At 67.6% G+C, this 25,716-nt stretch carries 25 protein-coding genes; 12 read left to right on the plus strand and 13 right to left on the minus strand.

The features are described from left to right. Positions 1-253: 253 nt before the first annotated feature. Entirely contained in the window at positions 254-745 is a 492-nt protein-coding gene (gene nudB / locus Q7V45_RS15175; protein WP_304853602.1) for a dihydroneopterin triphosphate diphosphatase, read from the minus strand. Positions 746-777: 32 nt separating this feature from the next. On the opposite strand from nudB, the gene dapD reads away from it, so the two are divergent. Both dapD and Q7V45_RS15185 read left to right on the plus strand, forming a co-directional pair. Further along, positions 778-1,617, plus strand: coding sequence for a 2,3,4,5-tetrahydropyridine-2,6-dicarboxylate N-succinyltransferase (gene dapD, locus Q7V45_RS15180; RefSeq protein WP_304853603.1), 840 nt, complete (start codon positions 778-780; stop codon positions 1,615-1,617). 7 nt (positions 1,618-1,624) lie between these two features. Further along, complete coding sequence (locus Q7V45_RS15185; RefSeq protein WP_304853604.1) at positions 1,625-2,614, plus strand: TauD/TfdA family dioxygenase; 990 nt, start codon at positions 1,625-1,627, stop codon at positions 2,612-2,614. A gap of 10 nt (positions 2,615-2,624) precedes the next feature. Here the strand turns inward: Q7V45_RS15185 and Q7V45_RS15190 are convergent, their stop codons facing one another. Next, positions 2,625-3,092 (minus strand): nuclear transport factor 2 family protein, encoded by a 468-nt coding sequence (locus tag Q7V45_RS15190; RefSeq protein WP_304853606.1) that lies wholly within the window; start codon positions 3,090-3,092, stop codon positions 2,625-2,627. A gap of 64 nt (positions 3,093-3,156) precedes the next feature. Here Q7V45_RS15190 and Q7V45_RS15195 point away from each other — a divergent pair, with 64 nt between their 5' ends. From Q7V45_RS15195 to Q7V45_RS15220, 6 genes are read left to right on the plus strand one after another with little or no spacing between them, the layout of a single operon-like run. Further along, positions 3,157-3,711 carry a LemA family protein gene (locus Q7V45_RS15195; protein ID WP_304853607.1) on the plus strand — a complete coding sequence of 185 codons (555 nt, stop codon included), beginning with the start codon at positions 3,157-3,159 and terminating at the stop codon, positions 3,709-3,711. Positions 3,712-3,724: 13 nt separating this feature from the next. Continuing rightward, positions 3,725-4,672 (plus strand): M48 family metallopeptidase, encoded by a 948-nt coding sequence (locus Q7V45_RS15200; RefSeq protein ID WP_304853608.1) that lies wholly within the window; start codon positions 3,725-3,727, stop codon positions 4,670-4,672. Continuing rightward, on the plus strand, positions 4,659-5,582 hold the full coding sequence (locus tag Q7V45_RS15205; RefSeq protein WP_370692606.1) for a glycerophosphodiester phosphodiesterase: 924 nt from the start codon (positions 4,659-4,661) through the stop codon (positions 5,580-5,582). The genes Q7V45_RS15200 and Q7V45_RS15205 overlap by 14 nt, the downstream gene beginning before the upstream one ends. 39 nt (positions 5,583-5,621) lie before the next feature. Continuing rightward, on the plus strand, positions 5,622-6,293 hold the full coding sequence (locus Q7V45_RS15210) for a GntR family transcriptional regulator (protein ID WP_304853609.1): 672 nt from the start codon (positions 5,622-5,624) through the stop codon (positions 6,291-6,293). 49 nt (positions 6,294-6,342) lie between these two features. Then, positions 6,343-7,143: a phytanoyl-CoA dioxygenase family protein gene (locus Q7V45_RS15215; protein WP_304853610.1), complete on the plus strand. Its 801-nt coding sequence runs from the start codon at positions 6,343-6,345 to the stop codon at positions 7,141-7,143. 23 nt (positions 7,144-7,166) lie between these two features. Beyond that, complete coding sequence (locus tag Q7V45_RS15220) at positions 7,167-8,531, plus strand: NAD(P)H-dependent oxidoreductase (protein ID WP_304853611.1); 1,365 nt, start codon at positions 7,167-7,169, stop codon at positions 8,529-8,531. Between the two features lie 54 nt (positions 8,532-8,585). Here Q7V45_RS15220 and dnaJ read toward each other — a convergent pair whose 3' ends face one another. From dnaJ to pip, 5 genes are all read right to left on the minus strand, one after another. Then, on the minus strand, positions 8,586-9,710 hold the full coding sequence (dnaJ, locus tag Q7V45_RS15225) for a molecular chaperone DnaJ (RefSeq protein WP_304853654.1): 1,125 nt from the start codon (positions 9,708-9,710) through the stop codon (positions 8,586-8,588). A gap of 83 nt (positions 9,711-9,793) precedes the next feature. Beyond that, entirely contained in the window at positions 9,794-11,731 is a 1,938-nt protein-coding gene (gene dnaK, locus Q7V45_RS15230; RefSeq protein ID WP_304853612.1) for a molecular chaperone DnaK, read from the minus strand. 221 nt (positions 11,732-11,952) lie between these two features. Further along, positions 11,953-12,555: a nucleotide exchange factor GrpE gene (locus Q7V45_RS15235; protein WP_304853614.1), complete on the minus strand. Its 603-nt coding sequence runs from the start codon at positions 12,553-12,555 to the stop codon at positions 11,953-11,955. Between the two features lie 86 nt (positions 12,556-12,641). After that, the gene (locus tag Q7V45_RS15240; RefSeq protein ID WP_304853615.1) at positions 12,642-13,697 is read right to left on the minus strand and encodes a TauD/TfdA family dioxygenase; all 1,056 of its coding nucleotides are present in this window, start codon (positions 13,695-13,697) and stop codon (positions 12,642-12,644) included. 15 nt (positions 13,698-13,712) lie between these two features. Beyond that, positions 13,713-14,723: a prolyl aminopeptidase gene (pip, locus tag Q7V45_RS15245; RefSeq protein WP_304853616.1), complete on the minus strand. Its 1,011-nt coding sequence runs from the start codon at positions 14,721-14,723 to the stop codon at positions 13,713-13,715. Between the two features lie 111 nt (positions 14,724-14,834). On the opposite strand from pip, the gene Q7V45_RS15250 reads away from it, so the two are divergent. Further along, positions 14,835-16,253 carry a M48 family metalloprotease gene (locus Q7V45_RS15250; RefSeq protein WP_304853618.1) on the plus strand — a complete coding sequence of 473 codons (1,419 nt, stop codon included), beginning with the start codon at positions 14,835-14,837 and terminating at the stop codon, positions 16,251-16,253. Between the two features lie 9 nt (positions 16,254-16,262). Here the strand turns inward: Q7V45_RS15250 and Q7V45_RS15255 are convergent, their stop codons facing one another. The 6 genes from Q7V45_RS15255 to Q7V45_RS15280 all read right to left on the minus strand — a co-directional run bounded on the left by Q7V45_RS15255 (position 16,263) and on the right by Q7V45_RS15280 (position 22,784). Further along, complete coding sequence (locus Q7V45_RS15255) at positions 16,263-17,072, minus strand: hypothetical protein (RefSeq protein ID WP_304853620.1); 810 nt, start codon at positions 17,070-17,072, stop codon at positions 16,263-16,265. 82 nt (positions 17,073-17,154) lie between these two features. Continuing rightward, the gene (locus Q7V45_RS15260) at positions 17,155-17,682 is read right to left on the minus strand and encodes a CarD family transcriptional regulator (RefSeq protein WP_298315789.1); all 528 of its coding nucleotides are present in this window, start codon (positions 17,680-17,682) and stop codon (positions 17,155-17,157) included. A 290-nt stretch (positions 17,683-17,972) separates the two neighbouring features. Next, on the minus strand, positions 17,973-18,308 hold the full coding sequence (gene fdxA, locus Q7V45_RS15265; RefSeq protein WP_304853624.1) for a ferredoxin FdxA: 336 nt from the start codon (positions 18,306-18,308) through the stop codon (positions 17,973-17,975). Between the two features lie 77 nt (positions 18,309-18,385). Beyond that, positions 18,386-18,640, minus strand: coding sequence for an RNA-binding S4 domain-containing protein (locus Q7V45_RS15270; protein WP_304853625.1), 255 nt, complete (start codon positions 18,638-18,640; stop codon positions 18,386-18,388). Between the two features lie 24 nt (positions 18,641-18,664). Further along, positions 18,665-21,967, minus strand: a complete 3,303-nt coding sequence (locus Q7V45_RS15275; RefSeq protein ID WP_304853626.1) for a helicase-related protein — start codon at positions 21,965-21,967, stop codon at positions 18,665-18,667. A gap of 58 nt (positions 21,968-22,025) precedes the next feature. Continuing rightward, positions 22,026-22,784: a thioredoxin family protein gene (locus tag Q7V45_RS15280; protein ID WP_304853627.1), complete on the minus strand. Its 759-nt coding sequence runs from the start codon at positions 22,782-22,784 to the stop codon at positions 22,026-22,028. Between the two features lie 257 nt (positions 22,785-23,041). Here Q7V45_RS15280 and Q7V45_RS15285 point away from each other — a divergent pair, with 257 nt between their 5' ends. The 3 genes from Q7V45_RS15285 to Q7V45_RS15295 are packed head-to-tail and all read left to right on the plus strand — an operon-like array spanning position 23,042 to position 25,684. Continuing rightward, a complete protein-coding gene (locus Q7V45_RS15285) occupies positions 23,042-23,785 on the plus strand; it encodes a metal ABC transporter ATP-binding protein (protein WP_304853629.1) in 744 nt (247 codons plus the stop codon). A gap of 16 nt (positions 23,786-23,801) precedes the next feature. Continuing rightward, positions 23,802-24,671 (plus strand): metal ABC transporter permease, encoded by an 870-nt coding sequence (locus Q7V45_RS15290; RefSeq protein WP_304853630.1) that lies wholly within the window; start codon positions 23,802-23,804, stop codon positions 24,669-24,671. 38 nt (positions 24,672-24,709) lie between these two features. Then, a complete protein-coding gene (locus tag Q7V45_RS15295; RefSeq protein WP_304853632.1) occupies positions 24,710-25,684 on the plus strand; it encodes an alpha/beta fold hydrolase in 975 nt (324 codons plus the stop codon). The last annotated feature ends 32 nt before the right edge of the window (positions 25,685-25,716 follow it).

Here is a 25,716-nt window from a genome sequence, read left to right on the forward strand (position 1 = left end):
GCGTGCCGTGACATCTCCTCCACCGTCACCGACCGGTTCCGCAGCAGACGTGTGAACCGCATCTCCCGCGCCCGCGTTCCCCCGAGCCGGCGGATGCACGACCCGGGCCGCAGCACCAACGCCGCATGCAACAAGGCCCCCCTTTTTGCAGCCGCCGGTCGCCGAAACCGCCCAGACCGTACTCGATCCCCGACATCCAATTCTCCGCCCGCTGTGCTTCGGACAGAGAATCGAACCGTCTTACTCGACGCAACTACGATGTGTGAATGCGATAGCCCACTGCGTGGCGGAGAGGACCTTGAACGACCCGCCTCGGCAATTGCCAGATCGCGTCGCGGTTGGTCGGCGAGAAGACCTTCTCCATGGCGTCCTGCCAGGGCAGCCAGAGCTGGGCGACATGCTCGGACGGATCGAGGGTCGCCACGGTCTGTTCGGGGACCTGGAAGCCGAACACATGCTCGACATTGTGGGTGACCTCCGGCGCGTAGCGCGCGCGCCACTGGGCCCGGATCTCGTAGCGATTGGTCTGCCGCCAGTCGGTGAGCGTGCCAACCACGAGGCCGGTCTCCTCCATGAGCTCGCGGCGGGCCGTCGCCTCGAAGTCCGGGTCGTCGGGTTCGCGCGAGCCGGTCACCGATTGCCAGAGCCCGGTCCCCGTACGCTCCAGCACGAGGACGTCCAGGCGCGGCGTGTGGATCACGACCAGCACCGATTCAGGGAGCTTGAAGGCCATCGGGCGCAGCATATAAGGTCCCGCGGCAGATTTCCGAGGGAACAATGAGCAAGCAGCTACAGGTCACCATCGACGCGGCATGGGAAGCACGGGACGGCATCAACAGCGCCACCAGGGGCGAAGTCCGTGACGCCGTCGAAGCGGCGATCGCCGGCCTCGACGACGGCACCTACCGCACCGCCGAGAAGTTCGGCGACGAATGGGTCGTGAACCAGTGGCTGAAGAAGGCCGTGCTGCTCTCCTTCCGCCTCTACGATTCCGTCCCGATGGACGGCGGCGCCTCGTTCCCCGGCCTGGGCGCCGCGCCCTGGTTCGACAAGGTGCCGCTCAAGACCACGGGCTGGGACGCCGCCCGCTTCGCCAAGGCGAACTATCGCTCGGTGCCCGGCTCGATCGTGCGCCGCGGCTCCTACATCGCCCCGTCGGTCGTGCTGATGCCGTCCTTCGTGAACCTCGGCGCCTATGTCGATACCGGCACCATGGTCGATACCTGGGCGACGGTCGGCTCCTGCGCCCAGATCGGCAAGAACTGCCACCTCTCGGGCGGCGTCGGCATCGGCGGCGTGCTCGAGCCGCTGCAGGCCAACCCGGTCATCATCGAGGACAACTGCTTCATCGGCGCCCGCTCCGAGGTCGTCGAGGGCGTGATCGTCGGTACCGGCGCGGTGCTCTCGATGGGCGTGTTCATCAGCGCCACCACCAAGGTGGTCGATCGCGCCACCGGCCAGATCCACATCGGCAAGGTGCCGCCGTACTCGGTAGTGGTGCCCGGCAACATTGGCGGCGGCCCGGACCGGCCCTCGACCTACTGCGCCGTGATCGTGAAGACCGTCGACGAGCGCACGCGTTCGAAGACCTCGATCAACGAGCTGCTGCGCGACTAGCGCGACCATGCCCGACGCAGCCGACCTTTCCGTGCCCTTGCCTCCCGAGGCAATGCCCGATCGGCTGCTCTGGCGGGGCGACACGCTGGCGCCGGAGACCGGTCGGATCGCGATTCCCGGCGGCGTCGCGCACGAACTCGACCGGCTCGTTGTCGCGCTCGATCGCGATCCCTTGCCGCTTCTCCTGCTGCGGCCGGAGGATTTCCCGCTCGACGCGTCGTGCGCCTTCATGCGCGACGTCAAGCGCAGCCTCGACAGCGGGCCGGGCTTCGCCATCATCGACCGCCTGCCGGTGGACCGCTGGTCGCGGGACGGCCTGCGCGCCGTCTGGTGGCTGCTTGCCTCCCTGGTCGCCCGTCCCGTGGCGCAGAAATGGGATGGCACCTCGATCTACGACGTCACCGATCTCGGCAAGCCGCCGGGCAACGGTGTTCGCCCCGACGTCACCAACGCCGAGCAGAACTTTCATACCGACAACAGCTACAATCTCGTGCCGCCGCACTATGTCGGCCTGCTGTGCGTGCGCACGGCCAGGGAAGGCGGCGTCAGCGGCATCGTGAGCTTCGCCGCCGCGCACGAGGAGATGCGCCGTCAGCATCCCGACCTGCTGCCTCGGCTCTACCGGCCCTTCTACTTCGACCGCCAGCGCGAGCATGCGCCGGGCGATGTCATGACGACTCACCACCCGATGATGGAGCGCGAAGGCGACCGATTGATCGCCCGGCTCTCGCGCTTCCAGGTGACCAACGGCCACGCCCTGGCCGGCGTCGCTCTCGACCCGGAAGGCGCGGCCGCTCTGGAAGCCTTCGAGGCGATCCTGAACGCGCCGGGCATGGCGGCGCGTTTCGTCTTCCAGCCCGGCCAGATGCAGCTCATCGACAACCGCGCCCTCGGCCACAAGCGCACGGGGTTCCGCGACTGGCCTGAGCCTGAGCGCAAGCGTCTCCTGATACGCCTGTGGCTGCGCGACGGCGGCAGCCGGGCCTACAACGGCTGACGCCCCGCCGTTACGCCAGGTGACGCTTCCACTCGGGCTGGGCCCTGAGATGCGCACCTTCCTTGGCGAGGATCTTCGAGGTGCGCTCGGGCGCGAAGCCCAGCTCGACGAAGGCCGGCCCGACATTGGCCACCTCGCGGTACTCGGCAATCAGGCCGTCGCGCAGCGACATCATCGAGCAGCCCTCGAAGCCGACGCGCTTGCCCTCGGCGCCGGGCAGCTTCGAGACGTAGCTGAACGTGTAGTAGGCGTAGAGCATCCTGCCGTCGCTGACCGGCCGGTGCATCTCCCAGCGGAACTCCTGCGCGGTGCGGTGGAACCAGTCGTCGATCATCTCGGCGATCCGCTCGCGGCCCTTGAAGTCGCCGTAGAACACGTCGTGATAGACGCCGTCCTCGGTGAACAGGCTCGCGAACGCCTTGCCGTCGCGGCGCTCCACCGCCGAGCAGAAGGCTTTCAGCAGCTCTGACGTATCCATCGTTATTCCTCCCGAACGGCCCCGATCATGACTAGACTGGCGGCCGCGGCAAAGGAGAACTGGCATGAGCTCATGGATCTTCCTCGGCATCGTCGTCGCCATCGGCCTGTGGCTGATCGCCGTCTACAACGGGCTCGTCGGCGGCCGCAACCAGGCGCAGACCGCGTGGAGCCAGATCGACGTGCAGCTGAAGCGCCGGCACGATCTCATTCCCAACCTGGTGCAGGTGGTTAAGGACGCGATGGGCTACGAGCAGGAGACGCTCACCAAGGTGATCCAGGCGCGCAACAACGCGGTGGCCGCGAGCGGCAACGCCGCGCAGGCCGGGCCGGCGGAGGCGGCGCTCAGCCAGGCGACGCACGGCCTGTTCGCCCTGATGGAGAACTATCCGCAGCTCAAGGCCAACGACAATGTCATGCAGCTCCAGGAGGAGCTCACGACCACCGAGAACAAGATCGCCTTCGCGCGCCAGTTCTACAACGACTCGGTGAACACCTATAACACCCGCCGCCAGAGCTTCCCGGCGGTACTGGCCGCGGCCTCGCTGGGCTTCGGCCCGATGGACCTGTTCAACATGCCGGAGGCCGAGCGCGCCGTGCCGAAGGTCGCGCTACGCTGAGAGGGCAAGGCGCATGAGCGCCACCACCGACTTCGTCGCCGCCCAGAACCAGCACCGCCGCAACACGATGGTGCTGCTGGCGGTGCTCACCCTGCTGGCGGGCGGGATCGGCTATCTGGTCGGCGCGCTGCTGGAAGGCGAGTCCTCCGGCTCCCTGCCCGCCGTCAGCCAGCTGGGCATCGCGGCCGCCGGCCTGATGGCGGCCGTCAGCATCGGCTGGAGCGCGATCTCGCTGGCGGTGGGAGACCGGATGGTGCTGTCGATGGCCGGCGCCAAGGCGATCGAAAAGCAGGACGCGCCGCAGCTCTACAACGTGGTCGAGGAGATCTCGATCGCCGCCGGCGTGCCGATGCCCAGGGTCATGGTGCTGGAGACCGATGCGCTGAACGCCTTCGCCACAGGCAACAAGGTCGGCAACGGCACGATCGCGGTCACGCGCGGGCTGCTCGACTCGCTCAACCGCGACGAGTTGCAGGGCGTGGTGGCGCACGAGATGGCGCATCTCCGCAATCTCGACACGCGCTACATGGTCGTGGTCGGCGTCACGGTCGGCCTGATTGCCCTGGTCTGCGACATGGCGTTGCGCACGATGAATTTGGGCCGGATGCGCAGCAACGACCGCAAGGGCAGCTCGGGCGGCGGTATCCTGATCATCGTGCTGCTGGTGGTCGCGATCCTGGCGCCGCTCGCGGCCAAGGCGGTGCAGATGGCGGTGTCGCGGCAGCGCGAGTATCTCGCCGATGCGACATCCGTGCAGTTCACGCGTAACCCCAATGGCCTCATCTCTGCGCTGGGCAAGCTCGCAGAGAAGGCAGCCCCCTTTCCCGGAGTGAGTCGTGCCACGCAACATCTCTTCATCGTCAATCCCCTCCACCAGTTCACGTCCAAAACGCCGGCACTGCTCGCCACGCATCCCGATATCGCGGATCGCATCGCTCGCCTGCGCAATCTGGGCGGCTAGCACCGGGCTCGCGGCGGCTTTCGACCTGCAGGGCCATCGCGGCGCGCGGGGGCTGGCGCCCGAGAACACGCTGGCCGGCTTCAAGGTGGCGCAGGATCTCGGCGTCACGACCCTCGAGACCGACCTCGCGGTGACGCGCGACGGCGTCGTCGTCATCAGCCACGATCCGGTGCTCAATCCCGCCCTGACGCGCGGACCGGACGGGCAGTGGCTCACGGCGGCGGGACCCGCCATCCGCACGCTGAGCCTGGACGAACTGATGCGCTACGACATCGGTCGCGTGAACCCGGCCAGCAAGTACGGCCAGCAGTACCCCGAGCAGAAGCCGGTCGACGGCCAGCGCTTTCCGACTCTTGCCGAATTCTTTGCGCAGGCGGCCCCCGCGGTGCGCTTCAACATCGAGATCAAGACCGATCCGGGCAAGCCCGACCTGACGCCGGACCCGGCCATCTTTGCCGGGCTGGCGGTGGAGCAGATCCGCAAGGGCAAGGCCGAGGCCCGCACCACGCTGCAGTCGTTCGACTGGCGGGGCCTGATCGAGGCCCGCAAGCTGGCGCCGGAGATCGCGACCGCCTGCCTCAGCATCGAGGGCAGCAACTTCGACACGGTGCAGCGGGGCAGCGGCCGACCCTCCCCCTGGCTGGGCGGGCTCGACCTTGCCGCCCAGGGCGGCTCGGTGCCCCGGCTGGCCAAGGCGGCCGGCTGCGCGACCTGGTCGCCCTTCTGGCGCAACGTCACGGCGGAGAACGTGAAGGAAGCCCAGGCGCTCGGCCTGAAGGTCGTGCCCTGGACCGTGAACGTCCCGGCCGAGATGGGGCGGCTGATCGACCTGGGCGTCGACGGGCTGATCACCGACTATCCCGATCGCGGGGCGCAGATTCTCGCCGCCAAGGGCCTGAAAGCTCGCTAGGCGGTTGACTCAGCGGGCGTCTGTGTTCTGTATACAGACATGCGGCCCATCCTTCCTGAACCTGATCTTTCCGAGCGCATCCATGATTCCGTCCTGGAGGCGATCTGCTCGGGTGAGCTGAAGTCCGGCGCACGGATCACCCAGGAGGAGATCGCCCAGCAGTTCGGCGTGTCGCGCCAGCCGGTGCTGCAGGCCATGATGCTGCTGCGCCGCGAGGGCTTCCTGATCGACGCCGGGCGCAAGGGTGTCTGCGTCGCCCCGCTCGACGTCCAGCAGGCGCGCAATCTCTACGTGGTCCGCGCGGCGCTCGACGGTGCGGCCGCCCGACTCGCCGCCTCGAACTACACGCCCCATCTCGTGCAGCGCGGGCGTGCCCTGCTCGATGTCGGACGGCGCGCCGTGGCGAGCGGCTACGTGCCGTCGGTCATCGAGGCCGACATCGATTTCCATCTCTTCGTCTACGAGGCCTCGGGTAATCCCCTGATCGGCGAGACCGCGCAGCCGCACTGGCAGCACCTGCGCCGGGTGATGGCCGCGGCCTTGAGCGAGCAGGATCTGCGGATCAGTGTGTGGGATGAACACGAGGGTATCCTGCGCGCGCTCGAGGCGGGCCAGGCCGCCGAGGCCGAAGCACTCTGCCGCGGGCATGCCGAGCAGATGGCCGACATTCTCACGGGACGATTGAAAGTCGTGATTTCCCGCGCCGCCTGAAGACGGCGCTTTCTACAAAGCAAAACGACTGGGCAAAGGAGGAACCGCCATGAAGCTCACCTCTGAGCAGCTGAAGCAATTCGACGAAGAGGGCTATCTTTTCTTCCCGGACTACTTCTCGCCGGAAGAGACGAAGATTCTCAAGTCCTCGGTGCCCGAGGTCTTCGCGCAGCGCCGCCCCGAGAACGTGCGCGAGAAGAGCGGCGACGTCGTGCGCACCGCCTTCGCGGTGCACACCTATCATCCGGTGTTCGAGGCGCTGGTCCATCATCCGCGCTTCGTGGAGCCGGCCGAGCAGCTCCTGAAGGACAAGACCTACATCCACCAGTTCAAGATCAACGGGAAGGCCGCCTTCGACGGCGACGTCTGGCAGTGGCACCAGGACTACGGCACCTGGAAGGCCGACGACGCCATGCCCGAGCCGCGCGCCATGAACCTCGCGGTGTTCATCGACGAGGTGAACGAGTTCAACGGCCCGCTCTGGTTCATTCCCAGGAGCCACAAGAAGGGCGCGATCGAGGCCAGCCACGACCTGACCACGACCTCCTATCCGCTTTGGGTGATCGATAACGACACGATCGCCAAGCTGGTCGACCAGGGCGGCATCGTCGCGCCCAAGGGCGGCCCGGGCTCGGCGATCTTCTTCCACGGCACGCTGGTGCACGGCAGCGGACCCAACATGTCGCCGTGGGATCGCCAGATCATCTATGTGACCTACAATTCGGTCAGCAACGCGATCCGCCAGTTCAAGCGGCCGGAATACATCGCGCATCGCGACTTCACGCCGGTCGACGCCTGGGAAGACGATGCGGTGATCCGCGCCGTCAACCGCAAGGTCGCGGCGGAATAGACAAGAAAACTCCGGAGGAAACCATGAGTCTCCATCGCATGCTTCTGGCGCGCGCCGCCGAAGCCAATCCGCTGCGCATCGGCGTCATCGGCGCCGGCAAGTTCGGCTCGATGTACCTGTCGCAGATCCCGACCACGCCGGGCATCCATCTGCTGGGCATCGCCGACCTCTCGCCCGACCGCGCGCGAGAGAACCTGGCGCGGCTGGGTTGGAAGCCCGACGTGACCTCGGCCAGCTCGTTCGCGGACGCGCGCAAGCATGGCAGCACCCATCTCACCGACGACTGGCGCGCCCTGGTCAGCCATCCCGAGATCGACATCATCGTCGAATCGACCGGCGATCCGATCGCCGCCGTCGAGCATGCGCTCGAAGCCTTCAGGCACGGCAAGAGCGTGGTGATGGTGACGGTCGAGGCCGACGCCTTCTGCGGCCCGCTGCTGGCCAAGCGCGCCGCCGCCGCCGGCGTGATCTACAGTCTGGCCTATGGCGACCAGCCGGCGCTGATCTGCGAGCTGGTCGACTGGGCGCGCACCTCGGGCTTCGAGGTGACGGCAGCCGGCCGCGGCCACAAGTGGTTGCCGCATTTCGCGCAGTCGACGCCGGAGACCGTGTGGAAGTACTGGGGCCTCAACGAGGAGCAGGCGAAGCGCGGCGGACTGAACCCCAAGATGTTCAATTCGTTCCTCGACGGCTCCAAGCCCGCGATCGAGAGCACTGCCGTCGCCAACGCCACCGGCCTCACGCCGGCGCCGGACGGCCTCGCCTTCCCGCCCTGCTCGGTCGAGGACCTGCCCTTCGTGATGCGACCGATCTCCGAGGGCGGCCAGCTCCATCACAAGGGCCAGGTCGAGGTGGCCTCGTCGCTGGAGAAGGACGGGCGTGCCATCCCCTACGAGATCCGAAAGGGCGTGTGGGTCGTGTTCGAGGCGGCCACCGAATACCAGAAGAACTGCTTCGAGGAGTACATGCTGCAGACCGACCCGAGCGGCCGGTATTCGGTCATGTACAAGCGCTGGCACCTGATCGGCCTCGAGGTCGGCATGTCGGTCGCCTCGATCGGCCTGCGCAAGGAACCGACCGGCACGCCGATCGGCTTCCATGCCGACGTCATCGCCACCGCCAAGCGGGACCTCAAGCCCGGCGAGATCCTGGACGGCGAGGGCGGCTACACGGTCTACGGCAAGCTGTTCCCGTCGGAGAAGTCGACCGGTCTCGGCAGCCTGCCGCTCGGCCTCGCGCACAACGTCAAGCTGGTGAAGCCGATCAAGGCCGGCCAGTCGCTGACCTATGCCGACGTGGTGATGGACGAGTCGCTGACCGCGGTGAAGCTGCGCCGCGAGATGGAGCGCGACTTCGCTCCGGCGGCCGCAAAGATCGCGGCTCAGTAAGGATCATCCCATGCGTGCGCATGAGCCCGGCGACGGGCTCATGCGGCAGAGCGATCAGCCTCCGAACATTTCCTTCATCTTGCTGAAGAAGCCTTCGGATTCGGGGCTGGTCTTGCCGGCCTTCTCGAATTCCTTGAGCAGTTCCTTCTGCTTCGAGGTGAGGTTGGTCGGCGTCTCGACGTTGATCTCGATGTACATGTCGCCGCGCTGGCTGGAGCGCATGATCGGCATGCCCTTGCCGCGCATGCGGAACTGGTGGCCGCCCTGCGCCCCGGCGGGGATGTTGATGCGCGCCATCTTGCCGTCCAGCGTCGGCACTTCGATGTTGCCGCCCAGGGTCGCCTGGACCATCGAGATCGGCACGCGGCAATGCACGTCGGCGCCCTCGCGCTCGAACAGCTGGTGGCGGCGTACCGAGAGGAAGACGTAGAGGTCGCCGGCAGGACCGCCGCGCGCGCCCGCTTCGCCCTCGCCGCTCAGGCGGATACGCGTGCCGTCCTCGACGCCGGCCGGGATGTTGACCTTGAGCGTCTTCTCGCGACGCACGCGGCCCTGGCCGCCACAGTTCTTGCACGGCTTGTCGATCACCTGGCCCGCGCCATGGCAGGTGGGGCAGGCACGCTCGACGGTGAAGAAACCCTGTTGTGCGCGGACGCGCCCGCGACCCTGGCAGGTCGGGCACTGCTGCGGCTTGGAACCGGCTTCGGCGCCGCTGCCGTGGCAGACTTCGCAGGAAACGGAACTGGGCACGCGCACCGTGGCCTCGGTGCCGGCGTAGGCCTGTTCCAGCGTGATCTCGAGATTGAAGCGCAGGTCCTGGCCGCGCATGTCGGCGCGTCCGCCGCGGCCGCGCTGGCCGCCGGCCCCGAACATCTCCTCGAAGATGTCGCCGAACACCGAGCCGAAATCGAACCCCTGCCCGCCCTGGAAGGGCCCGCCCGGCCCCGCGCCGCCCTCGAAGGCCGCCGCGCCGTAGCGGTCGTAGGCCGCACGCTTCTCCGGATCCTTCAGGATGTCGTAGGCGTGGTTGATTTCCTTGAACTTCCGTTCCGCTTCCGCGTTCCCGTCGTTGCGGTCCGGATGGAACTGCATCGCGAGCTTGCGGTACGCCTTCTTGATGTCGTCGGCACTGGCGGTGCGGCTGACACCCAGCAGCTCGTAAAAGTCTTGCGACATGATGTTCTACGCAGCCCCTACTCGCCCCTTACAGGTCGGCCTCCCGCTTGCGCGGGAGGCCGCCTTGCCTTCCAGGATGTCCTGGTTCAGGACCCGGTCTTCTTGTTCTTGTCGGTGACGTCCTCGAACTCGGCGTCGACGACCTTCTCGCCCTTGGCGTCAGTCGCACCGCCGCCCGGCGCGCCGCCCGCGGCCCCCGCACCGGCCTGCGCCTCAGCCTGCTGGGCCTTGTACATGGCCTCGCCGAGCTTCATCGCGGCCTGGGTCAGGTCGTTGGTCTTGGTCTTGATCGCCTCGACGTCCTCGCCCGCCAGAGCGGTCTTGAGGCCCTCGAGCGCACCCTCGATCTCGGCCTTCTCGGTGGGGCTCACCTTGTCGCCGTACTCCGCCAGGTGCTTGGTCGTGGAGTGGACCAGCGCCTCGCCCTGATTGCGGGCGTCGATCAACTCGCGCTTCTTCTTGTCTTCCTCGGCGTGCAGCTCGGCGTCCTTCACCATCTTCTGGATGTCAGCCTCGCTGAGGCCGCCCGAAGCCTGGATGCGGATCTGCTGCTCCTTGCCGGTGGCCTTGTCCTTGGCCGAGACCTGCACGATGCCGTTGGCGTCGATGTCGAACGTGACCTCGACCTGCGGCACGCCGCGCGGCGCCGGGGGGATACCGACCAGGTCGAACTGGCCCAGCATCTTGTTCTGGGCGGCGATCTCGCGCTCGCCCTGGAACACGCGGATGGTCACCGCGGTCTGGTTGTCGTCGGCCGTCGAGAAGGTCTGGCTCTTCTTGGTCGGGATCGTCGTGTTGCGCTCGATGAGGCGCGTGAACACGCCGCCCAGCGTCTCGATGCCGAGCGACAGCGGCGTCACGTCGAGCAGCAGGACGTCCTTGACCTCGCCCTTCAGCACGGCCGCCTGGACCGCCGCGCCGACCGCGACGACTTCGTCGGGATTGACGTTGCGGGCCGGCTCCTTGCCGAAGAACTGCTTCACGACCTCGATGACCTTCGGCATGCGCGACATGCCGCCGACCAGGATGACCTCGTCGATCTGGCCGGCCTGCAGGCCGGAGTCCTTCAACGCCGCCTTGCAGGGCTCGAGCGTCCGCTGCACCAGGTCGTCGACCAGCGACTCGAGCTTGGCGCGCGAGAGCTTGATGACGAGATGCTTCGGACCGCTGGCGTCGGCCGTGATGAACGGCAGGTTGATCTCGGTCTCCTTGGAGTTGGAGAGCTCGATCTTGGCCTTCTCGGCCGCTTCCTTCAGGCGCTGCAGGGCGAGCTTGTCGTTGCGCAGGTCGATGCCCTGCTCCTTTTTGAACTCGTCGGCCAGGTAGCTGATGATGCGCTGGTCGAAGTCCTCGCCACCCAGGAAGGTGTCGCCGTTGGTCGCCTTGACCTCGAACACGCCGTCGCCGATCTCGAGGATCGACACGTCGAACGTGCCGCCGCCCAGGTCATAGACCGCGATCGTGCCCGTCTTGCGCTTGTCCATGCCGTAGGCGAGGGCAGCCGCGGTCGGCTCGTTGATGATGCGCAGCACTTCGAGGCCGGCGATGCGGCCGGCGTCCTTGGTGGCCTGGCGCTGGGCGTCGTTGAAGTAGGCCGGGACGGTGATGACCGCCTGCTCGACCTTCTCGCCGAGATAGGCTTCGGCCGTCTCCTTCATCTTGCCCAGAATGAAGGCCGAGATCTGGCTGGGGCTGTACTGCTCGCCGTTCACCTCGACCCAGGCGTCCCCGCTCGGGGCCTTGTCGATCTTGAAGGGGACGAGCGTCTTCTCCTTGGCGACCATGGGGTCGTCGAAGCGGCGCCCGATCAGGCGCTTGACCGAATAGAGGGTCTTCAGCGGATTGGTGACCGCCTGGCGCTTCGCCGACTGGCCGACCAGGCGCTCGCCGCCGTCGGTGAAGGCGACCATGGACGGCGTGGTGCGCGCGCCCTCGGAATTCTCGATGACCTTGGTGTCGCCGCCTTCCATGACCGCGACGCACGAGTTGGTCGTACCCAAATCGATGCCAATGACTTTCGCCATGATTCTACTCTCTTCCCTCGGCAGATCGGCCGGACCCCAAAGGCACCCGATCGACCCCCGTAAAATGGTTACCTGCCGGAAAACCCGGGTCAGGACAGGGGCTATATAGGTCCTATCCGGCTGCCTACAATGGACCTAAGGACCAAATTCTCCGCTGGAAAGTGCCGTTTGGGGCACTACTGGCGGTTCGCGACAGGAGGGCCGGCAGCGCGCCGAACCGCCTAGTTTTCATTGCTGGCCGCGTGGCTGGCAGCCGGGCCACCCTTCGACACGGCGACCATGGCCGCGCGCAGCAGGCGGCCGGCGATCAGGTATCCCGGGATCAGTTCCTGGACGACGGTGCCCGACGGCACGTCGGCCTTCTCGACCTCCATCATGGCCTGATGGAACTCGGCGTTGAACGGCTTGCCGAGGCTCTCGATCCGGGTGACGCCGTGGCGCTCCAGCACCGACTGCAGCTCGCGGTCGGTCGCCTGGATGCCGACGATCACGTTGCGCAAGGCCGGGTCCATGGCACCGACATCGGCCGGCAGGGCCGAGAGGGCGCGGCCGAAATTGTCGGCCACCGAAAGCACATCGCGGGCAAAGCGCTCGACACCGAACTTGCGCTCCTTCTCGACGTCCTGCTGGGCCCGGCGGCGCACGTTCTGCGCCTCGGCCAGGGCCCGGAGCTGCTTGTCCTGGAGGTCGGCCTTCTCGGCCTGGAGCTGCTCGACGAGGCGCTGCCACTCGGCGGCGCTTTCCGGGCGGGGCGGAATGTCGAGATTGTCGGGGTCGACCGGCATATCCGCCGGGGCGCCGCCCGCGGTTGGATCGCTGGCCATGTGTTGTCCCCTTGTGTTTTGGTTGCGTGTTTTGGTTGCTTGACGCGGCCTTCACTTAGGGACGACCCCGGCCCGGGTCAACTGGGTCAAGCCGCCTGCAGGGGCGCCTGCAGCCGGGTGCCGCGCACGATGATGCCGCCGCGGTCGCCGATGGTGACCGAGCCGTAGCGCTGGGCGAAGATCTCAGGCAGCGGCCGGGCGCGCTCGGCGGCCAGCCACAGGCGCAGCAGGTGACGGCGGCGTTCCGGCTCGGGCCAGTCCTCGAAGCCGGTGCGGTCGTGCAGCATCGTGTGGTTGTGAACCAGCTGCACGTCGCCCGGCTTGAATTCCATGAACGTGTTGAGCGCGGGATCGTTGGCCAGCTGGTCGAACAGGTCGAGGGCCTCGATCAGTTCCGGCGTGTGCCGTGGCGCCTCGGGGAAGCGCTGGGCCGAGTCGATGTACTGGCGCTGGTAGATCGCCGTCAGGTAGCCCTGGTGCCAGTTGAACACGGGGATCTCGAAGAAGGGCTTCTGGCCCTCCGGCACCTCGCCCCGGCGGTCGGTGGCGATCGGCTGGAACAGCAGGTTCAGCAGGTCGGGCCGGCGGCGGCGCATCTCGTTGAAGATGGTGGTCGAACTCACCAGCGCCGACAGGCCGCCCGACTTCGCAGTCTTGAGACAGAGCAGCCCGACGATGTCGCAGGAATCGGTGTGGTAGGTCTGCCGCTCGTGCGTCTGGTAGATGCGCACGTTGGGATCGTTCACGTCGAGGCCGAGATCCTGCACGTGGCCCAGCACATGGCCCTTGCCGTTCTGCGAGCGGGCGCTGCCGAGATGGGCGCCCAGGCCGAAGAAGGCCGTCGCCGATTCGCGAATCGACCAGCGTTCGACCGGCAGGCCGCGCAGCAGCAGGAAGCCACGGCCGTTCAGCACCTCGTCATCGACCCTCGACCTGAGCTTGGGGCCAAGCGTCGGCAGCGGAAAATCCTGCGGCTTCAGCACCGCGATGTCGGCATCGCGCGCCACCAGCGCACGGGTCGCCACCTCGATTTCCGCCACCTCGGCGGCACTCAGAGGCATCTGCCAGTCGCTGCGCTTGGCGATCTCGGGCCCGTACCAGGCGGCGGCGCCGGTCTGCTCCGGCGGCAGTTCGAACGACATGATCGATAGTCCTCGTCAGGCGTCCCACGGGAATCGTGGCGCGAAAAGTTCCGTGTCGCTGGTCGACAGCCGGTGGCTCTCTGTGGCGTTGACCAGGGCGGCCCTGATGCCGGGCTCCAGCGCGCTGTGGCCGGCATCGGGCACGACGACGTAGCGCGCCTCGGGCCAGGCGCGGGCCAGCGCATCGGCGGTTACCGGTGGGCAGACGATGTCGTAGCGGCCCTGCACGATCGTGCCGGGCAGGTGGCGGATGCGGCCGAGATCGGTCCAGGGCCAGCCTTCCGGCACGAAGGTGCCGTTGGCGAAGTAGTGGGCCTCGATGCGCGAGAGCGCGAGCGCGAAGCCGCCATGGTCGGTTTCGAACGGCGCGCGCACCGTGGGATAGAGCGTCGAGCAGGCCGCCTCGTAGCGGCTCCAGGCGCGCGCCGCCGGACGGTGCAGGTCGGGATTGCGGTCGATCAGGCGGCGGTAGTAGTTGCCCAGCAGATCGCCGCGCTCGTCGGGCGGCAGGTGCTCGGCGAAATCGCGCCAGGCTTCCGGGAAGATCGTGCGCATGCCGTGGAGGAACCAGTCGATCTCCGGCCGCGCGCCGAGGAAGATTCCGCGCAGGATGAAGCCGGTGGTGCGCTCGGGATGGGTGAGGCCGTAGGCCAGCGCGAGCGTGCTGCCCCACGAACCGCCGAACAGCAGCCAGCCCGAGATGCCGAGATGCGTCCGCAGCTTCTCCATGTCGGCCACGAGATAGGCCGTCGTGTTGTCCTGCAGCTCGCCCAGCGGCATCGAGCGGCCGCAGCCGCGCTGGTCGAACACGACGATGCGATAGAATTGCGGATCGAAGAAGCGGCGATGAACCGGCGCGGAGCCGGCGCCCGGTCCGCCATGCAGGAAGACGACGGGCACGCCCTCCGGATTGCCGCTCTGCTCCCAATAGATCGTGTGCCGGCCGTCGACCGGCAGCATGCCGCTGGCGTATGGCGAGATCTCGGGAAACAGGTCGGAACGGAGCGGAGTCTCTGAACGCGGCATGCGATTGTCCTTGGGACATCAGTGCCATAGCGGCGGCCTTCGTGCCAGCCTTGCGGGCAATTGCCGCCCGGTCCGTCGACCGTCTAAGGTCGAGGGGTCCGAGGAGGATTCGTGGAAATTCGCCGTATTCTGGCGCTGGTCGCGTTGCTGGCCGGCGTCGTCGCCTGCGCGCCGTCTGTCGAGCCGCCGTCCACCTCGACCGCCGCTGCGGCGACCGGACGCGGAACCATCGTCCTGCCGCGCGGGATCGAGAAGCTCGTCGGCCCGGCCGACCCGGACGCTGCCCTCCAGGCCTATGTCGACAGGGTGGGCCAGCGCGTGGTCGCGGCCGCCGGCGTCAGCGGCTTCCGCTTCGTCGTGCTGGATTCGCCGGTCGCCAATGCGCATGCGGTCCAGTCATACGTCTTCGTCACGCGCGGACTGCTGGCCCTGCTCGAGAACGAGGCCGAGCTGGCGGCCGCGATCGGTCACGAACTCGGCCATCTTGTGCAGCGTCATGCCGCGCAGCGCGCGCGCGTGCGCCAGGGCGTCCTCGACGCCGCGGTCGAGGCTGCCGCCACCAGCGGCTCGATCACCGTCGGCCGTGCGGTGGCGCAGGACGGGCTGCTGGCCTTGCGGCGCTACTCGCGCGAACAGGAACTCGAAGCGGACCGGCTCGCCCTCGGCTACATCGTCAAGGCCGGCTATCGCGGCGATGCGGTGGGCTCCCTGATCGACCGGCTGCGCCGGCAGAGTGCGCTCGAGGCGCAGATCATGGGCGAGGCGCCCGACATCGGCGACCGGCCGAGCGCGGCGTCGACCCATCCCGCGCCGCTCGAACGCACCTCCGCGATCGCCGCCCTGCCGCAGGCGGGCGCGCCGGGCGAATCGAACCAGAAGGGTTATTTCGCGGCCATCGACGGCATGTCGGTCGACGATCCACCGAGCGAGGGCTTCATCCGCGGCCGCTCGTTCCTTCATCCGACCCTGCGCCTTGCCTTCACTGTCCCGCCCGGCTTCCGGCTGTTTAACGACAGCGACGGGGTGCTGGCCGTCAATCGCGACCGCTCGCTGATGTTGTTCTCCTGCCTGCCCACGCCGGTGGCGGGTCCGCTCGACGACTGGATGCGCAGCAAGCTGAAGCCCACGCCCACCAACATCCAGACCCTGGAGATCAACGGCAACGAGGCAGCGATCGGCGCGCGGCCGCGCGGCTCGGATACCGGACTTGGTCAGGCGCGCTACATCGTCATCCGGCAGGGCGCCCGGGTCTGCAACTTCGCCGTGGTCAGCGAGGGGGTCGACCAGGATCGGCAGATCGACGCGATGGTCCAGGCTGCACGGAGCTTCCGCACCCTCACCCCGTCCGAAGCCGCTTCGCTGCAGCCCTATCGGCTGCGCATCGTCTCGCCGGCAGGATCGACACCGGCGCAGCTCGCGGCCCGAATGCCCTATCCCGATCTCAGAATGGAACGCCTGCTGGTGCTCAATGCGGCTCAAGTGCCGGCCGATCTCGGCAGCCGGTCCGAGATCAAGACCGTCCAGCCTTGAACGAGCGGATCAGGGTTCGATCCGCTCCAGCACCCTGCCGTCGGCATCGAGCGCCACCAGCGCCGGCATGTTGCGCGTGACGGTCAGCACGCGGCCTGTGTCCTGGGCGATGTTCCTCGTCGGACCGGCGCCCCGCACGACTCGATCGACGGTGGGCCAGCCGCCGTCCTTTGCCTTGCCCAGCGCCTCGTCCAGCACCGCGTCGGTCTGGGTGCTCCACCAGAAGGCGTCGGCCTGTCCGTCGAGCGGGCGGCCCGGATCGACGCCCGTGGCGGCGAACACGAGACGGCCGTCGGCGCTGAGGGCCGCGCGCGACAGGGCATTCAGCAGATCGCTGTGGCCGGGGCGGGTGGCCTGGCGCTGGCGAAGGCCCGAGGTCCAGCGGGCAATGGCGAGCGATCCGTTGCGGCTGGCGATACGGCCCTCGGCGATCGAATGGCCGTAAGCCTCGATGATGGTGTCCAGCCCGCGCGACAGCATCCAGTCGAGCACGTCGAGCGGGGCCAGGGCGAACTGGAGCTGTAGTGCCTTGTGCCAGATCTCCTCCTGCGGTCCGCGCAGGAAGACGAAATCCTCGACCTCGGCACCGGGCCGCGCCAGCAGCCGGCGGCGCAACAGCAGCATGAGATCGAGCGTCCGCGGCGTGTTGCCGGCCGCGCCCAGCATGCTGCCCAGCACGACCAGCCTGTCGCCCGGTTGCCAGCGCTGCATCAGGGCGCCGCCGAGTCGCTCCAGCGCGGCATCATCGCCCTTCAGAGCGCCCAGCGCCCAGGTGATGCCGCCGTCACGCAGGCGGGCGATCGAGGCGACTCTGCTCATGAATCAGGGCGGCGGGGCATGAAAAAGGCGGCGCGACATCGCAGTGCCGGGCCGCCTATCAAGTCATGCTCGCCAGGATCGCCTAGGCGACCTTCTGCAGGACGCTGTTGAGCTTCTGGGTCGCGAGATCCTTGTCGATCCTCTCGACGGCGGCGAGTTCGCGCGCCAGCCGGTCCAGCGCGGCTTCATAGATCTGGCGTTCGCTGTAGGACTGGTCGGGCTGGCCGGCATTGCGATGCAGGTCGCGCACGACTTCGGCGATCGACACCGGGTCGCCCGAGTTGATCTTGGCTTCGTATTCCTGGGCGCGGCGGTTCCACATGGCGCGGCTGACGCGGCTGCGGCCCTTCAGGGTGACCAGCGCGCTCTCCATGATCTTGCGCGAGCTGAGCTTGCGCAGGCCCGAGATCTTCGCCTTCGCCACCGGAACGCGCAGCATCATGCGCTCCTGCTCGAACGAGATGACGAACAGGTCGAGCTTGTGACCTGCGATTTCCTTGGCTTCGATATCAATCACGCGGCCGACGCCATGCGTCGGGTACACCACGAAATCGCCCTTCTCGAAGGCATATTCCTTCGGCTTGGCGGGCGCCTTCTTCGGCTTGGCCATATCCTCTAGTCCCTTCACAACAGCCCCGCTTTCTGCGATACGGAGACCCACCGCATACGCTCCCCTGCGTATTCGGCCCGGCGTCCCAAGCATCGGTAAGTTTCTTTCGGATACCGATACGGATACCGAGCCGGCGGCGGACCGGACTCCGGACCCGCTTCCAGCGGGATTGTCATAACAGAAAATGAGCGCGGAGTCGCGCTTTATGTTGCATTTCAGCAACTGTCTAGCCATGCATAAACTGCATGACTATTGCAAAAGGTACAATAAAGGTCTTGCCTAGATGAAGGCTAGCGCGCCGCGGGCTTGTCGCTGAAGTACTTCTCGAACTTGTCCTTCTCGTCCTTGAACTGTTCCGCGTCGGTGGGCGCTTCGCCCTTGCGGGTGATGTTCGGCCACGAAACCGACAGGCTGCGGTTCAGCTCCAGCCATTTCTCCAGACCCTTTTCAGTATCGGGCAGAATGGCGTTAGGCGGGCATTCCGGTTCGCAAACCCCGCAGTCGATACATTCGTCTGGATTGATGACCAGCATGTTCTCGCCCTCGTAGAAGCAATCCACGGGGCAGACTTCAACGCAATCCATGTACTTGCACTTGATGCAAGCTTCCGTAACGACATAGGTCATAAAGGCTCCAGGAACGAGCGGCGGCTGCTTAACGCGCGAGCCCCGGCGACGCAAGGCTGGCGATGGAGGTGGGCGATCTAGGGCGAGTCGATCTCCTCATACAACGTACGGGCTTCGGGCGCCGGACCGCGCCGTTCTCCGAGCGCGATGATGCGCACGACCTTCACGTGGAGGCCCAAGGCGAAGGTGAGTACCATGCCGGGAGCGACCGCCGCGTGCGGCTTCTCGACCGCTCGCCCATCGATCCGGCAGCGCGACTTCTCGACATAGCGGGCGGCCAGCGTGCGGGTCTTGAAGAAGCGCGCATGCCAGAGCCACTTGTCCAGCCGCATGGCGTCTCAGCGATTCACCGGTGGCTACTTCTTTGCACCGAGCTTCAGCTCGAGCAGCTTGGCGAAGGGCGAATCGGCCGTCGCATCGCCCTTCGTCTCGGTCGTTGCGTAGAGCCGCAGGGCCGGGCCGCCGCTGTCGCGCCGCGGTGGACGCGGGCCACGCCGGTCGTCTCGGCCACGGTTCTCCTGCGGCGGGCGGCCGTCCTTGTTGCGATCCTGCCGGGGCGCGTCGGTACGCGGCCCGTCGGGGCGCGGAGCATCGGCGCGTGGGCCGCCTCCGGGACGCGGCCCGCTGCGCGGACCGTCGTCCCTGCCGCGCGGCGGACGCGGCGTGTCGGCGAAGAACTGACGCTCGTTCGGCCGCTCCGGCCGGTCCCGGCGGCGCTGGTCGCGCTGGTCGCGTTGTTCGCGCTGCTGCTGACGCTGCCGCTCGCGCTGCTCCTCGCGCTCGCGCACGAAGCGCGGCTTGATCGAGAAGGCGTAGAGCGGTCCGCTTTCTTCCGTCGGCGGATGCACGCGGTAACCGAGCGCTCGCAGCACGTTGGCCATTTCCGGCTCGGAGCAGCCGACCAGCGACATCATCTGCGGGGTCGCGCGGAACCAGCCCGGCGGCAATGGCCGCGGTTCCTTCCTCGCCGGCGGGGTTTCTTCCCGTGGTGCGGCGCTCTCGACCGGCGCGGGCGCGCCCTCTGCTGCGGCGTCCTGCGCGGACTCGGCCGGCGGCGATTCGACCGCGGGCTCTTCGACGGGTGTCGCCTCGGCGGCGGCCACGTCCACGGCCTCGACCGGAGCCTCGGCGACAGGCTCTGCTGCAGGTTCAACCGGCTCGTCGGCGGCCACAGGCTCGGGAGCGGCGGCTGCCCGCTCGGTCTCCGGCTCCGCCTCCGGCGCGTGTGCCGGTTCGGTCTCGCCGAATGCCGCGGCGACGATCGCCCATTCGCTGATTTCGTCGGCCGTCGCGGGCGCGGGGATCGCCGGCGCGGCGCCCGTCGCTTCGGCGGCGGGCTTCTTTTCAGGCTTGTCCTGCTGCTGCGTGCGGCGTGACGATTCGCGGCTCTCGCGCACGGCGGCCCGCGCCATGGCGGCCAGCCGTTCGACCATGTCGGCGCGGATCGCATGGTCGCCCAGCGGCAGGTAACCGATGGCCGAGTAGAAATCGCGCTCGGCATCGCGCGGCAAATCCATCGAGGTGCGGCCCTCGGCCGGCAGCGTCGGAATCGTCTCGCGGTTCTTGGCGATCATCCAGAGGCCGGCGCGCAGGCGGATCGGCACCGGCTTCAGCATGCTGGGGAAGTAGAGCGAGAAGACGCCGATGCGGACGCCGAGACGCGCCAGCGCCTTGCGATCCTCCTCGCTGAGCTGGGCGAGCTGTTCCTCGACCGGCCGGCGCGGCAGCACGCCGAGGCCTTCGCAGAGCTGGAAAATGACGCCGCGTGCGCCGGCGGGCAGTTCGGCCGTGGCGCGCGCATCCATCAATTCGCTGAGGCCGAGGCGAATGCGGGTCTCGACCCAGGTCGCGGCGCGCTTGCGCACTTCCTCGCGGGCCGGGCCGTCGAGCAGATCGGAGGCGATGGCCTCGACCTTGGGCGCCAGCACGTCACCCGAGGGCAACAGCCGCGCGACCGGACCTCCGCCCCAGCAGACGCGGAGCTGGCTGTCGAAGACGATCTCACCGTCGGGACTGTTCACGAAAGCCTGGAGGCGATCGGGCAGATCCTGGCGCAGCGCGCGCAGAGCCGCGCTCAGCACCGCCTTCTGGTCGGTCTGGCCTTCCGTCGCATCCGGCACGAAGCGGAAGCCCTCGATGCGTCCGAGATGCTCGCCTTCCACGATGACTTCGCCTGCAGCGGCGACTGTCGAGTTCATTTCACCCTCATCGCGCAATCTTCGTACAAGCAAAGCCGCGCGTCTATCGACAAACCGTTGCGTGAGACGTTGATGCAGAACGTCGGAAAGCCGGTCCTCTATGGCACGCGCGCGTTCCTGCCAATGGGCTGCACGCTGAATCCAGTCGGGCCGGTGTGAAATATAGGTCCAGGTCCGGACGTGCGCGATGCGTGCCATCAAGGTGTCGATGTCGCCGTCGAACCGCTCCAGGCGCTTCACATGGCTGTCGATCCAGTCTTCCGGCAGTCTTTCGCCGCCCTGCGTCAGATGTTCGAAGATCTGGCTGAGCAGCTTCGTGTGTTCTTCCGTCATCGTCTTGCGGAAGTCGGGGACCTGGCAGACCTCCCACAGGAGCTTGACCCGCTTGGGAGAATGCAGCCGCGGCAAAAAAGCCGAATGCGCGGCCAGGGTCTGCAGAGCGAGCTGATCGTCCTGCTCGCGCACGCGTTGGAGCGCGGCATGCGGCGGACTGGCGTTCAAGGCGGCGACCAGCGTCTGCACCGACCGGAAGTCGAGCTCGCTGTTGCGCCACTGCAGGTCGCGCAGCGGATCGAATCGATGGTTCTCGATCGCCTCCACCACGTCGGGATCGAGGCCACTGATGCCCGCGGTCGTGCCGAAGGTGCCGTCGTTCATGTGGCGCCCGGCGCGTCCGGCGATCTGCGCCAGCTCGCCGGTCCGCAGCGGACGGGAGCTGCGACCGTCGTATTTGCGCAGCGACGCGAACCAAACATGGTTCACGTCCATGTTGAGGCCCATGCCGATCGCATCGGTCGCCACGAGGTAATCGACCTCGCCCGACTGGAACATCTCGACCTGTGCGTTGCGCGTGCGCGGACTCATCGCGCCCATCACGACCGCCGTGCCGCCGCGCTGGCGGCGGATCAGCTCGGCAATCTCGTAGACCTCGTTGGCCGAGAATCCCACGACCGCCGAGCGGCGCGGCAGGCGCGTCGCCTTCTTAGAGCCGACATAGGAGAGACTTGAGAAGCGAGGGCGGGCCACCACGTCGATGTCGGGCAGCAGTCGGTTCAGCACCGGACGGATCGTGTCGGCGCCCAGCAGCATGGTCTCGTTCAGGCCGCGCGCATGAAGCAGCCGGTCCGTGAAGAAGTGGCCGCGCTCCGGGTCGGACGCCATCTGCACTTCGTCGACTGCGAGAAAGGAGACCGGCCGGTCGACGGGCATCGATTCGACGGTGCAGACGAAATAGCGTGCGCTGGAGGGCGCGATCTTTTCCTCGCCGGTGATCAGCGCGACCTGGGCGGCGCCCTTCAACTTGACGATCCGGTCGTAGTTTTCGCGCGCCAGCAGCCGCAGCGGGAAACCGATCATGCCAGAATCGTGGCCGAGCATGCGCTCGATCGCGAGATAGGTTTTGCCGGTGTTGGTGGGACCGAGGACGGCGGTCAGGCGGCCGGAGGCGCCGGAGAACGACATGGGCGCACCTTCGCGCGCGGCCGCGGCGGAAGCAAGGCAGACAGCTTCGGCTGTCGGCTCAGCCCGAGTAGGCGGGCTCCAGCTTGTTGCAGCCGATCATCGGGCCGTGATCGGCTTGCTGCACCAGGACGGCGACACCCTGGGTGGGGCCGATGCGATCACCGGCAATCGTCCAGCCCTTGGCCGCGCCGTCCCATCGGTCGACGCGTTCGAGCTGCCGCACGACGTTGAAGTTCTCGATCATGCGGCCCTGGTTTTCGCCGCTCTTCACCGGTGTGGTGTGCCGCCGGTCGTAAATCGCGAGCGTCACATCCGCCGTTCGGCCCTCGAGCGGGAAGGTGTCCAGCTTGATGGTGAGGGGGCCGCCGATGCTTCGCGAAAGCGTGGGCGTCGCCCGCCGGGGCGACCGGGCCTGCGCCTTCGCAAGCAGGGCTTCGATGGGCGCGCGATCGCGGCCGGTGTCGTGGCCGATGCCGTCGACCACCATCTCAGGCGTGTAGACGTAGCGTTGCTTCAGCACGCGGGCATAGGCGCGCTGACGTTCCGTCGTCTCACGTGAGGCGAACGGATCCCTCCAGCCGATATAGTCCCAATAATCGACATGGAAGGCGAGGGCGACGATGTCGGGCCGCATCGACAGGCGGCCGAGAAGGGCGTCGGCCGGCGGGCAGGAGCTGCAGCCCTGCGACGTGAAGAGTTCGACCGCCCATGGCCCTTCGCCCGCCGGCCGCGCCGAAGCCCGTTGCGACAGGCCGGCCGCAATAGCGGCAGCGCCGATCAGGAACGACCGGCGGCCAGGAAGGGGAGAGATCGACATCAGCGACAAGATGCGCGCAGCAGCCCCGCCCTGCCAATCAACAATCGGTCACTCACCGTTCACTGCCCGGTGACGTCAACGGGTCGGCTCCCTGTCTGGACTCACGAAGGGTAATATTATAACAATCCCTTGCATGCACCGACCGAACTCCCCCGGCACGTTCCTGCTCGCCATGAGCGCCACGGCCCGCATTGCGGCGGCGCTGGGCCTCTCGGCGCTGCTTTGGCTCTGTGCTTGGTGGGCGCTGTAGGCCCGCCGTGACGGCCGCGCTGCGCCTCACCAACCTGACCGTGAGCTACGATCGCCGCCCGGCGGTCCATCACGTTTCGGCGGAGATCCCGGCCGGCGAGATGACGGCCATCGTCGGTCCCAACGGGGCGGGCAAGAGCACGCTCCTCAAGGCGCTGCTGGGCCTGGCGCCGCGGGTCGAAGGCCGCATCGAATGCACGGCAAAGCGGATCGCCTATCTGCCCCAGCAGGCGGAAATAGACCGATCCTTTCCCATCTCGGTGCTCGATACCGTCCTGCTCGGCCGCTGGTCGCGTTTCGGCGTCTTCGGCGCGGCCCGCCCGGCTGATCTGGATGATGCCTGGCGCGCGATCGAATCGGTCGGCCTCTCGGGCTTCGAGCGCCGTCCGATCGACTCGCTGTCGGTGGGGCAGTTCCAGCGCGTGCTGTTTGCCCGCCTGCTGCTGCAGGACGCCGACCTCGTGCTTCTCGACGAGCCGTTCGCCGCCATCGACAGCAAGACCGTGACCGACCTGATGGTGGTGATCCGCCGCTGGCGAGAGGAAAAGCGCACCGTCGTCGCGGTGCTGCACGATTTCGACCAGGTCCGCCGCGACTTCCCGCACGCGCTGCTGCTGGCGCGCGAGCTGGTCGATGCCGGCCCGACCGCGCGCGTCCTGTCGTCAGAGAACCTGTTGCGGGCCCGGGCGATGGCCGAGGCCTGGGACGACAATGCCGGTGCCTGCGACGTGCCGATGCGGCTCAGCGCCTGATCGAAGGCTTCGCGTCATGTTCTACGAGTATCTGATCGCGCCCTTCGCCGATTTCGGCTTCATGCGCCGTGCCCTGGTCGCCAGCCTCGCGCTGTCGATCGGCGGCTCGGCGATCGGCGTGTTCCTGATCCTGCGCCGCATGAGCCTGATGGGCGATGCGCTGGCGCACTCGCTGCTGCCCGGCGCCGCCATGGGGTTCCTGATCGGTGGCCTGTCCCTGCCGGCGATGAGTCTCGGCGGCTTCATCGCCGGCGTCGCGACGGCGCTGCTCTCGGGCGTCATCGCGCGCTTCTCCAGCATGCGCGAGGATGCGAGCTTCGCCGCCGCCTACCTCACGGCCATGGCGCTGGGTGTGCTCATCGTCTCGTTGCGCGGATCGGCGGTCGATCTCATGAACATCCTGTTCGGCGCTATCCTCGCCGTCGATGAAGGCGCGCTGGTCCTCGTCGTGTCGACCGCGACCGTGACCCTGATCGGCCTCGCCGCCATCTATCGCCCGCTGGTCGTCGAATGCTTCAATCCCGGCTTCCTCGCCGCCATGGGCGTGCGCGGCTCGCTCTACCACTATCTCTTCCTGTCGCTCGCGGTGCTGAACATGGTGGCGGGCTTCCAGGCGCTGGGAACCCTGATGGCGCTCGGTCTCATCCTGCTGCCGGCCGTCGCCTCGTCCTTCTGGGCGCGCGAGGTCTGGTCGATGAGCCTGGTCGCGGCGCCGATGGCCTTCGCGTCGGCGGCGATCGGCCTGCTGGTGTCGTTCCATGCCGGCCTGCCCTCGGGTCCGGTGATCGTGTTGTTCGCCAGCTGTTTCTTCCTGCTGTCGCTGCTCTTCGGCTCGCGCGCCTCGGTGCGGGCGCGCCTGTCACGGCCGGTTCACTTGCGCGGCTGACGCGTCAGGCTAGGCTGACCTCCACGGAGGAAACCAGAATGACCAGCTCACCGGTGCCGGGCGTCACGCTCAAGACGACGACCGCCAACACCATCCACATGCGCTACGCCGAAGCCGGGGCCGGACCGCTGGTGCTGTTTTGCCATGGCTGGCCGGAGAGCTGGTATTCGTGGCGCCACCAGCTCCAGGCGGTGAGTGCTGCAGGCTTCCGCGCCGTGGCGCCCGACATGCGCGGCTATGGCGGCACGCAATCGCCCGAGTCGATCGACCAGTACACGCTTCTCCATCTCGTGGGCGACATGGCCGAGCTGGTGAAGGCGCTCGGCGAGACCAAGGCGGTGATCGTCGGCCACGACTGGGGCGCGCCCGTCGCCTGGCATGCCGCGCTGTGGCGGCCCGATCTCTTCACCGCCGTCTCGGCCATGAGCGTGCCCTATGCACCGCCGGGATACGTCGACATACTCTCGGCGCTGGAGAAGCTCGGCATCGACAACTTCTACCTGCAGTATTTCCAGAAGCCGGGCGTTGCCGAGGCCGAGCTGCAGCAGGACATTCGCGGCGCGTTGCGGCGGCTCTACTACACCGCCGGCGGCGAGATGGTGGAGAAGGACAAGGGCTTCGGCCGCCTCACGGGTGGCACGTTGCTGGCCAACACCGTCGATCCCGCGGTGCTCCCGGCCTGGCTGAGCGACGCCGACCTCGACTACTACGCGGCTGAGTTCGCCCGTGCCGGCTTCCGCGGTGGACTGAACTGGTATCGCAACCTGCGACGCAACTGGGAGCTCAGCGGGCCGTGGCGCGGCCAGCCGATCCGCCAGCCCTCGCAGTTCATCGCCGGCAGCCGCGACGGCGTGCTGCGCTTCCCGGCCGCCAAGAGCCAGCTCGAGGCCTATCCGACGACCCTGCCGGGCCTGCGTGGCAGCCATATCCTCGACGGCGCCGGCCACTGGGTGCAGCAGGAGCGGGCATCTGAGGTGAACCGCCTGCTGATCGAGTTCCTCAAGGGCCTTTGAGGCGGTCGGCCGCATCAATGGAGCGCCCAACT

The sequence above is a fragment of the Reyranella sp. genome, from assembly GCF_030651995.1.
Lineage (GTDB): Bacteria > Pseudomonadota > Alphaproteobacteria > Reyranellales > Reyranellaceae > Reyranella.

Bases quoted from the DNA above. Each gene is read 5' to 3' on its own strand.
- Q7V45_RS15290 (WP_304853630.1), top strand. From the start codon at position 23,802: ATGTTCTACGAGTATCTGATCGCGCCCTTCGCCGATTTCGGCTTCATG.
- Q7V45_RS15195 (WP_304853607.1), top strand. From the start codon at position 3,157: ATGAGCTCATGGATCTTCCTCGGCATCGTCGTCGCCATCGGCCTGTGG.
- nudB (WP_304853602.1), bottom strand. From the start codon at position 745: ATGCTGCGCCCGATGGCCTTCAAGCTCCCTGAATCGGTGCTGGTCGTG.
- Q7V45_RS15210 (WP_304853609.1), top strand. From the start codon at position 5,622: ATGCGGCCCATCCTTCCTGAACCTGATCTTTCCGAGCGCATCCATGAT.
- Q7V45_RS15270 (WP_304853625.1), bottom strand. From the start codon at position 18,640: ATGCGGCTGGACAAGTGGCTCTGGCATGCGCGCTTCTTCAAGACCCGC.
- Q7V45_RS15295 (WP_304853632.1), top strand. From the start codon at position 24,710: ATGACCAGCTCACCGGTGCCGGGCGTCACGCTCAAGACGACGACCGCC.
- Q7V45_RS15280 (WP_304853627.1), bottom strand. From the start codon at position 22,784: ATGTCGATCTCTCCCCTTCCTGGCCGCCGGTCGTTCCTGATCGGCGCT.
- Q7V45_RS15220 (WP_304853611.1), top strand. From the start codon at position 7,167: ATGAGTCTCCATCGCATGCTTCTGGCGCGCGCCGCCGAAGCCAATCCG.
- pip (WP_304853616.1), bottom strand. From the start codon at position 14,723: ATGCCGCGTTCAGAGACTCCGCTCCGTTCCGACCTGTTTCCCGAGATC.
- Q7V45_RS15235 (WP_304853614.1), bottom strand. From the start codon at position 12,555: ATGGCCAGCGATCCAACCGCGGGCGGCGCCCCGGCGGATATGCCGGTC.
- Q7V45_RS15240 (WP_304853615.1), bottom strand. From the start codon at position 13,697: ATGTCGTTCGAACTGCCGCCGGAGCAGACCGGCGCCGCCGCCTGGTAC.
- Q7V45_RS15190 (WP_304853606.1), bottom strand. From the start codon at position 3,092: ATGGATACGTCAGAGCTGCTGAAAGCCTTCTGCTCGGCGGTGGAGCGC.
- Q7V45_RS15275 (WP_304853626.1), bottom strand. From the start codon at position 21,967: ATGTCGTTCTCCGGCGCCTCCGGCCGCCTGACCGCCGTCCTCGGTCCC.
- Q7V45_RS15260 (WP_298315789.1), bottom strand. From the start codon at position 17,682: ATGGCCAAGCCGAAGAAGGCGCCCGCCAAGCCGAAGGAATATGCCTTC.
- Q7V45_RS15255 (WP_304853620.1), bottom strand. From the start codon at position 17,072: ATGAGCAGAGTCGCCTCGATCGCCCGCCTGCGTGACGGCGGCATCACC.
- dnaK (WP_304853612.1), bottom strand. From the start codon at position 11,731: ATGGCGAAAGTCATTGGCATCGATTTGGGTACGACCAACTCGTGCGTC.
- Q7V45_RS15200 (WP_304853608.1), top strand. From the start codon at position 3,725: ATGAGCGCCACCACCGACTTCGTCGCCGCCCAGAACCAGCACCGCCGC.
- dapD (WP_304853603.1), top strand. From the start codon at position 778: ATGAGCAAGCAGCTACAGGTCACCATCGACGCGGCATGGGAAGCACGG.
- Q7V45_RS15215 (WP_304853610.1), top strand. From the start codon at position 6,343: ATGAAGCTCACCTCTGAGCAGCTGAAGCAATTCGACGAAGAGGGCTAT.
- Q7V45_RS15185 (WP_304853604.1), top strand. From the start codon at position 1,625: ATGCCCGACGCAGCCGACCTTTCCGTGCCCTTGCCTCCCGAGGCAATG.
- fdxA (WP_304853624.1), bottom strand. From the start codon at position 18,308: ATGACCTATGTCGTTACGGAAGCTTGCATCAAGTGCAAGTACATGGAT.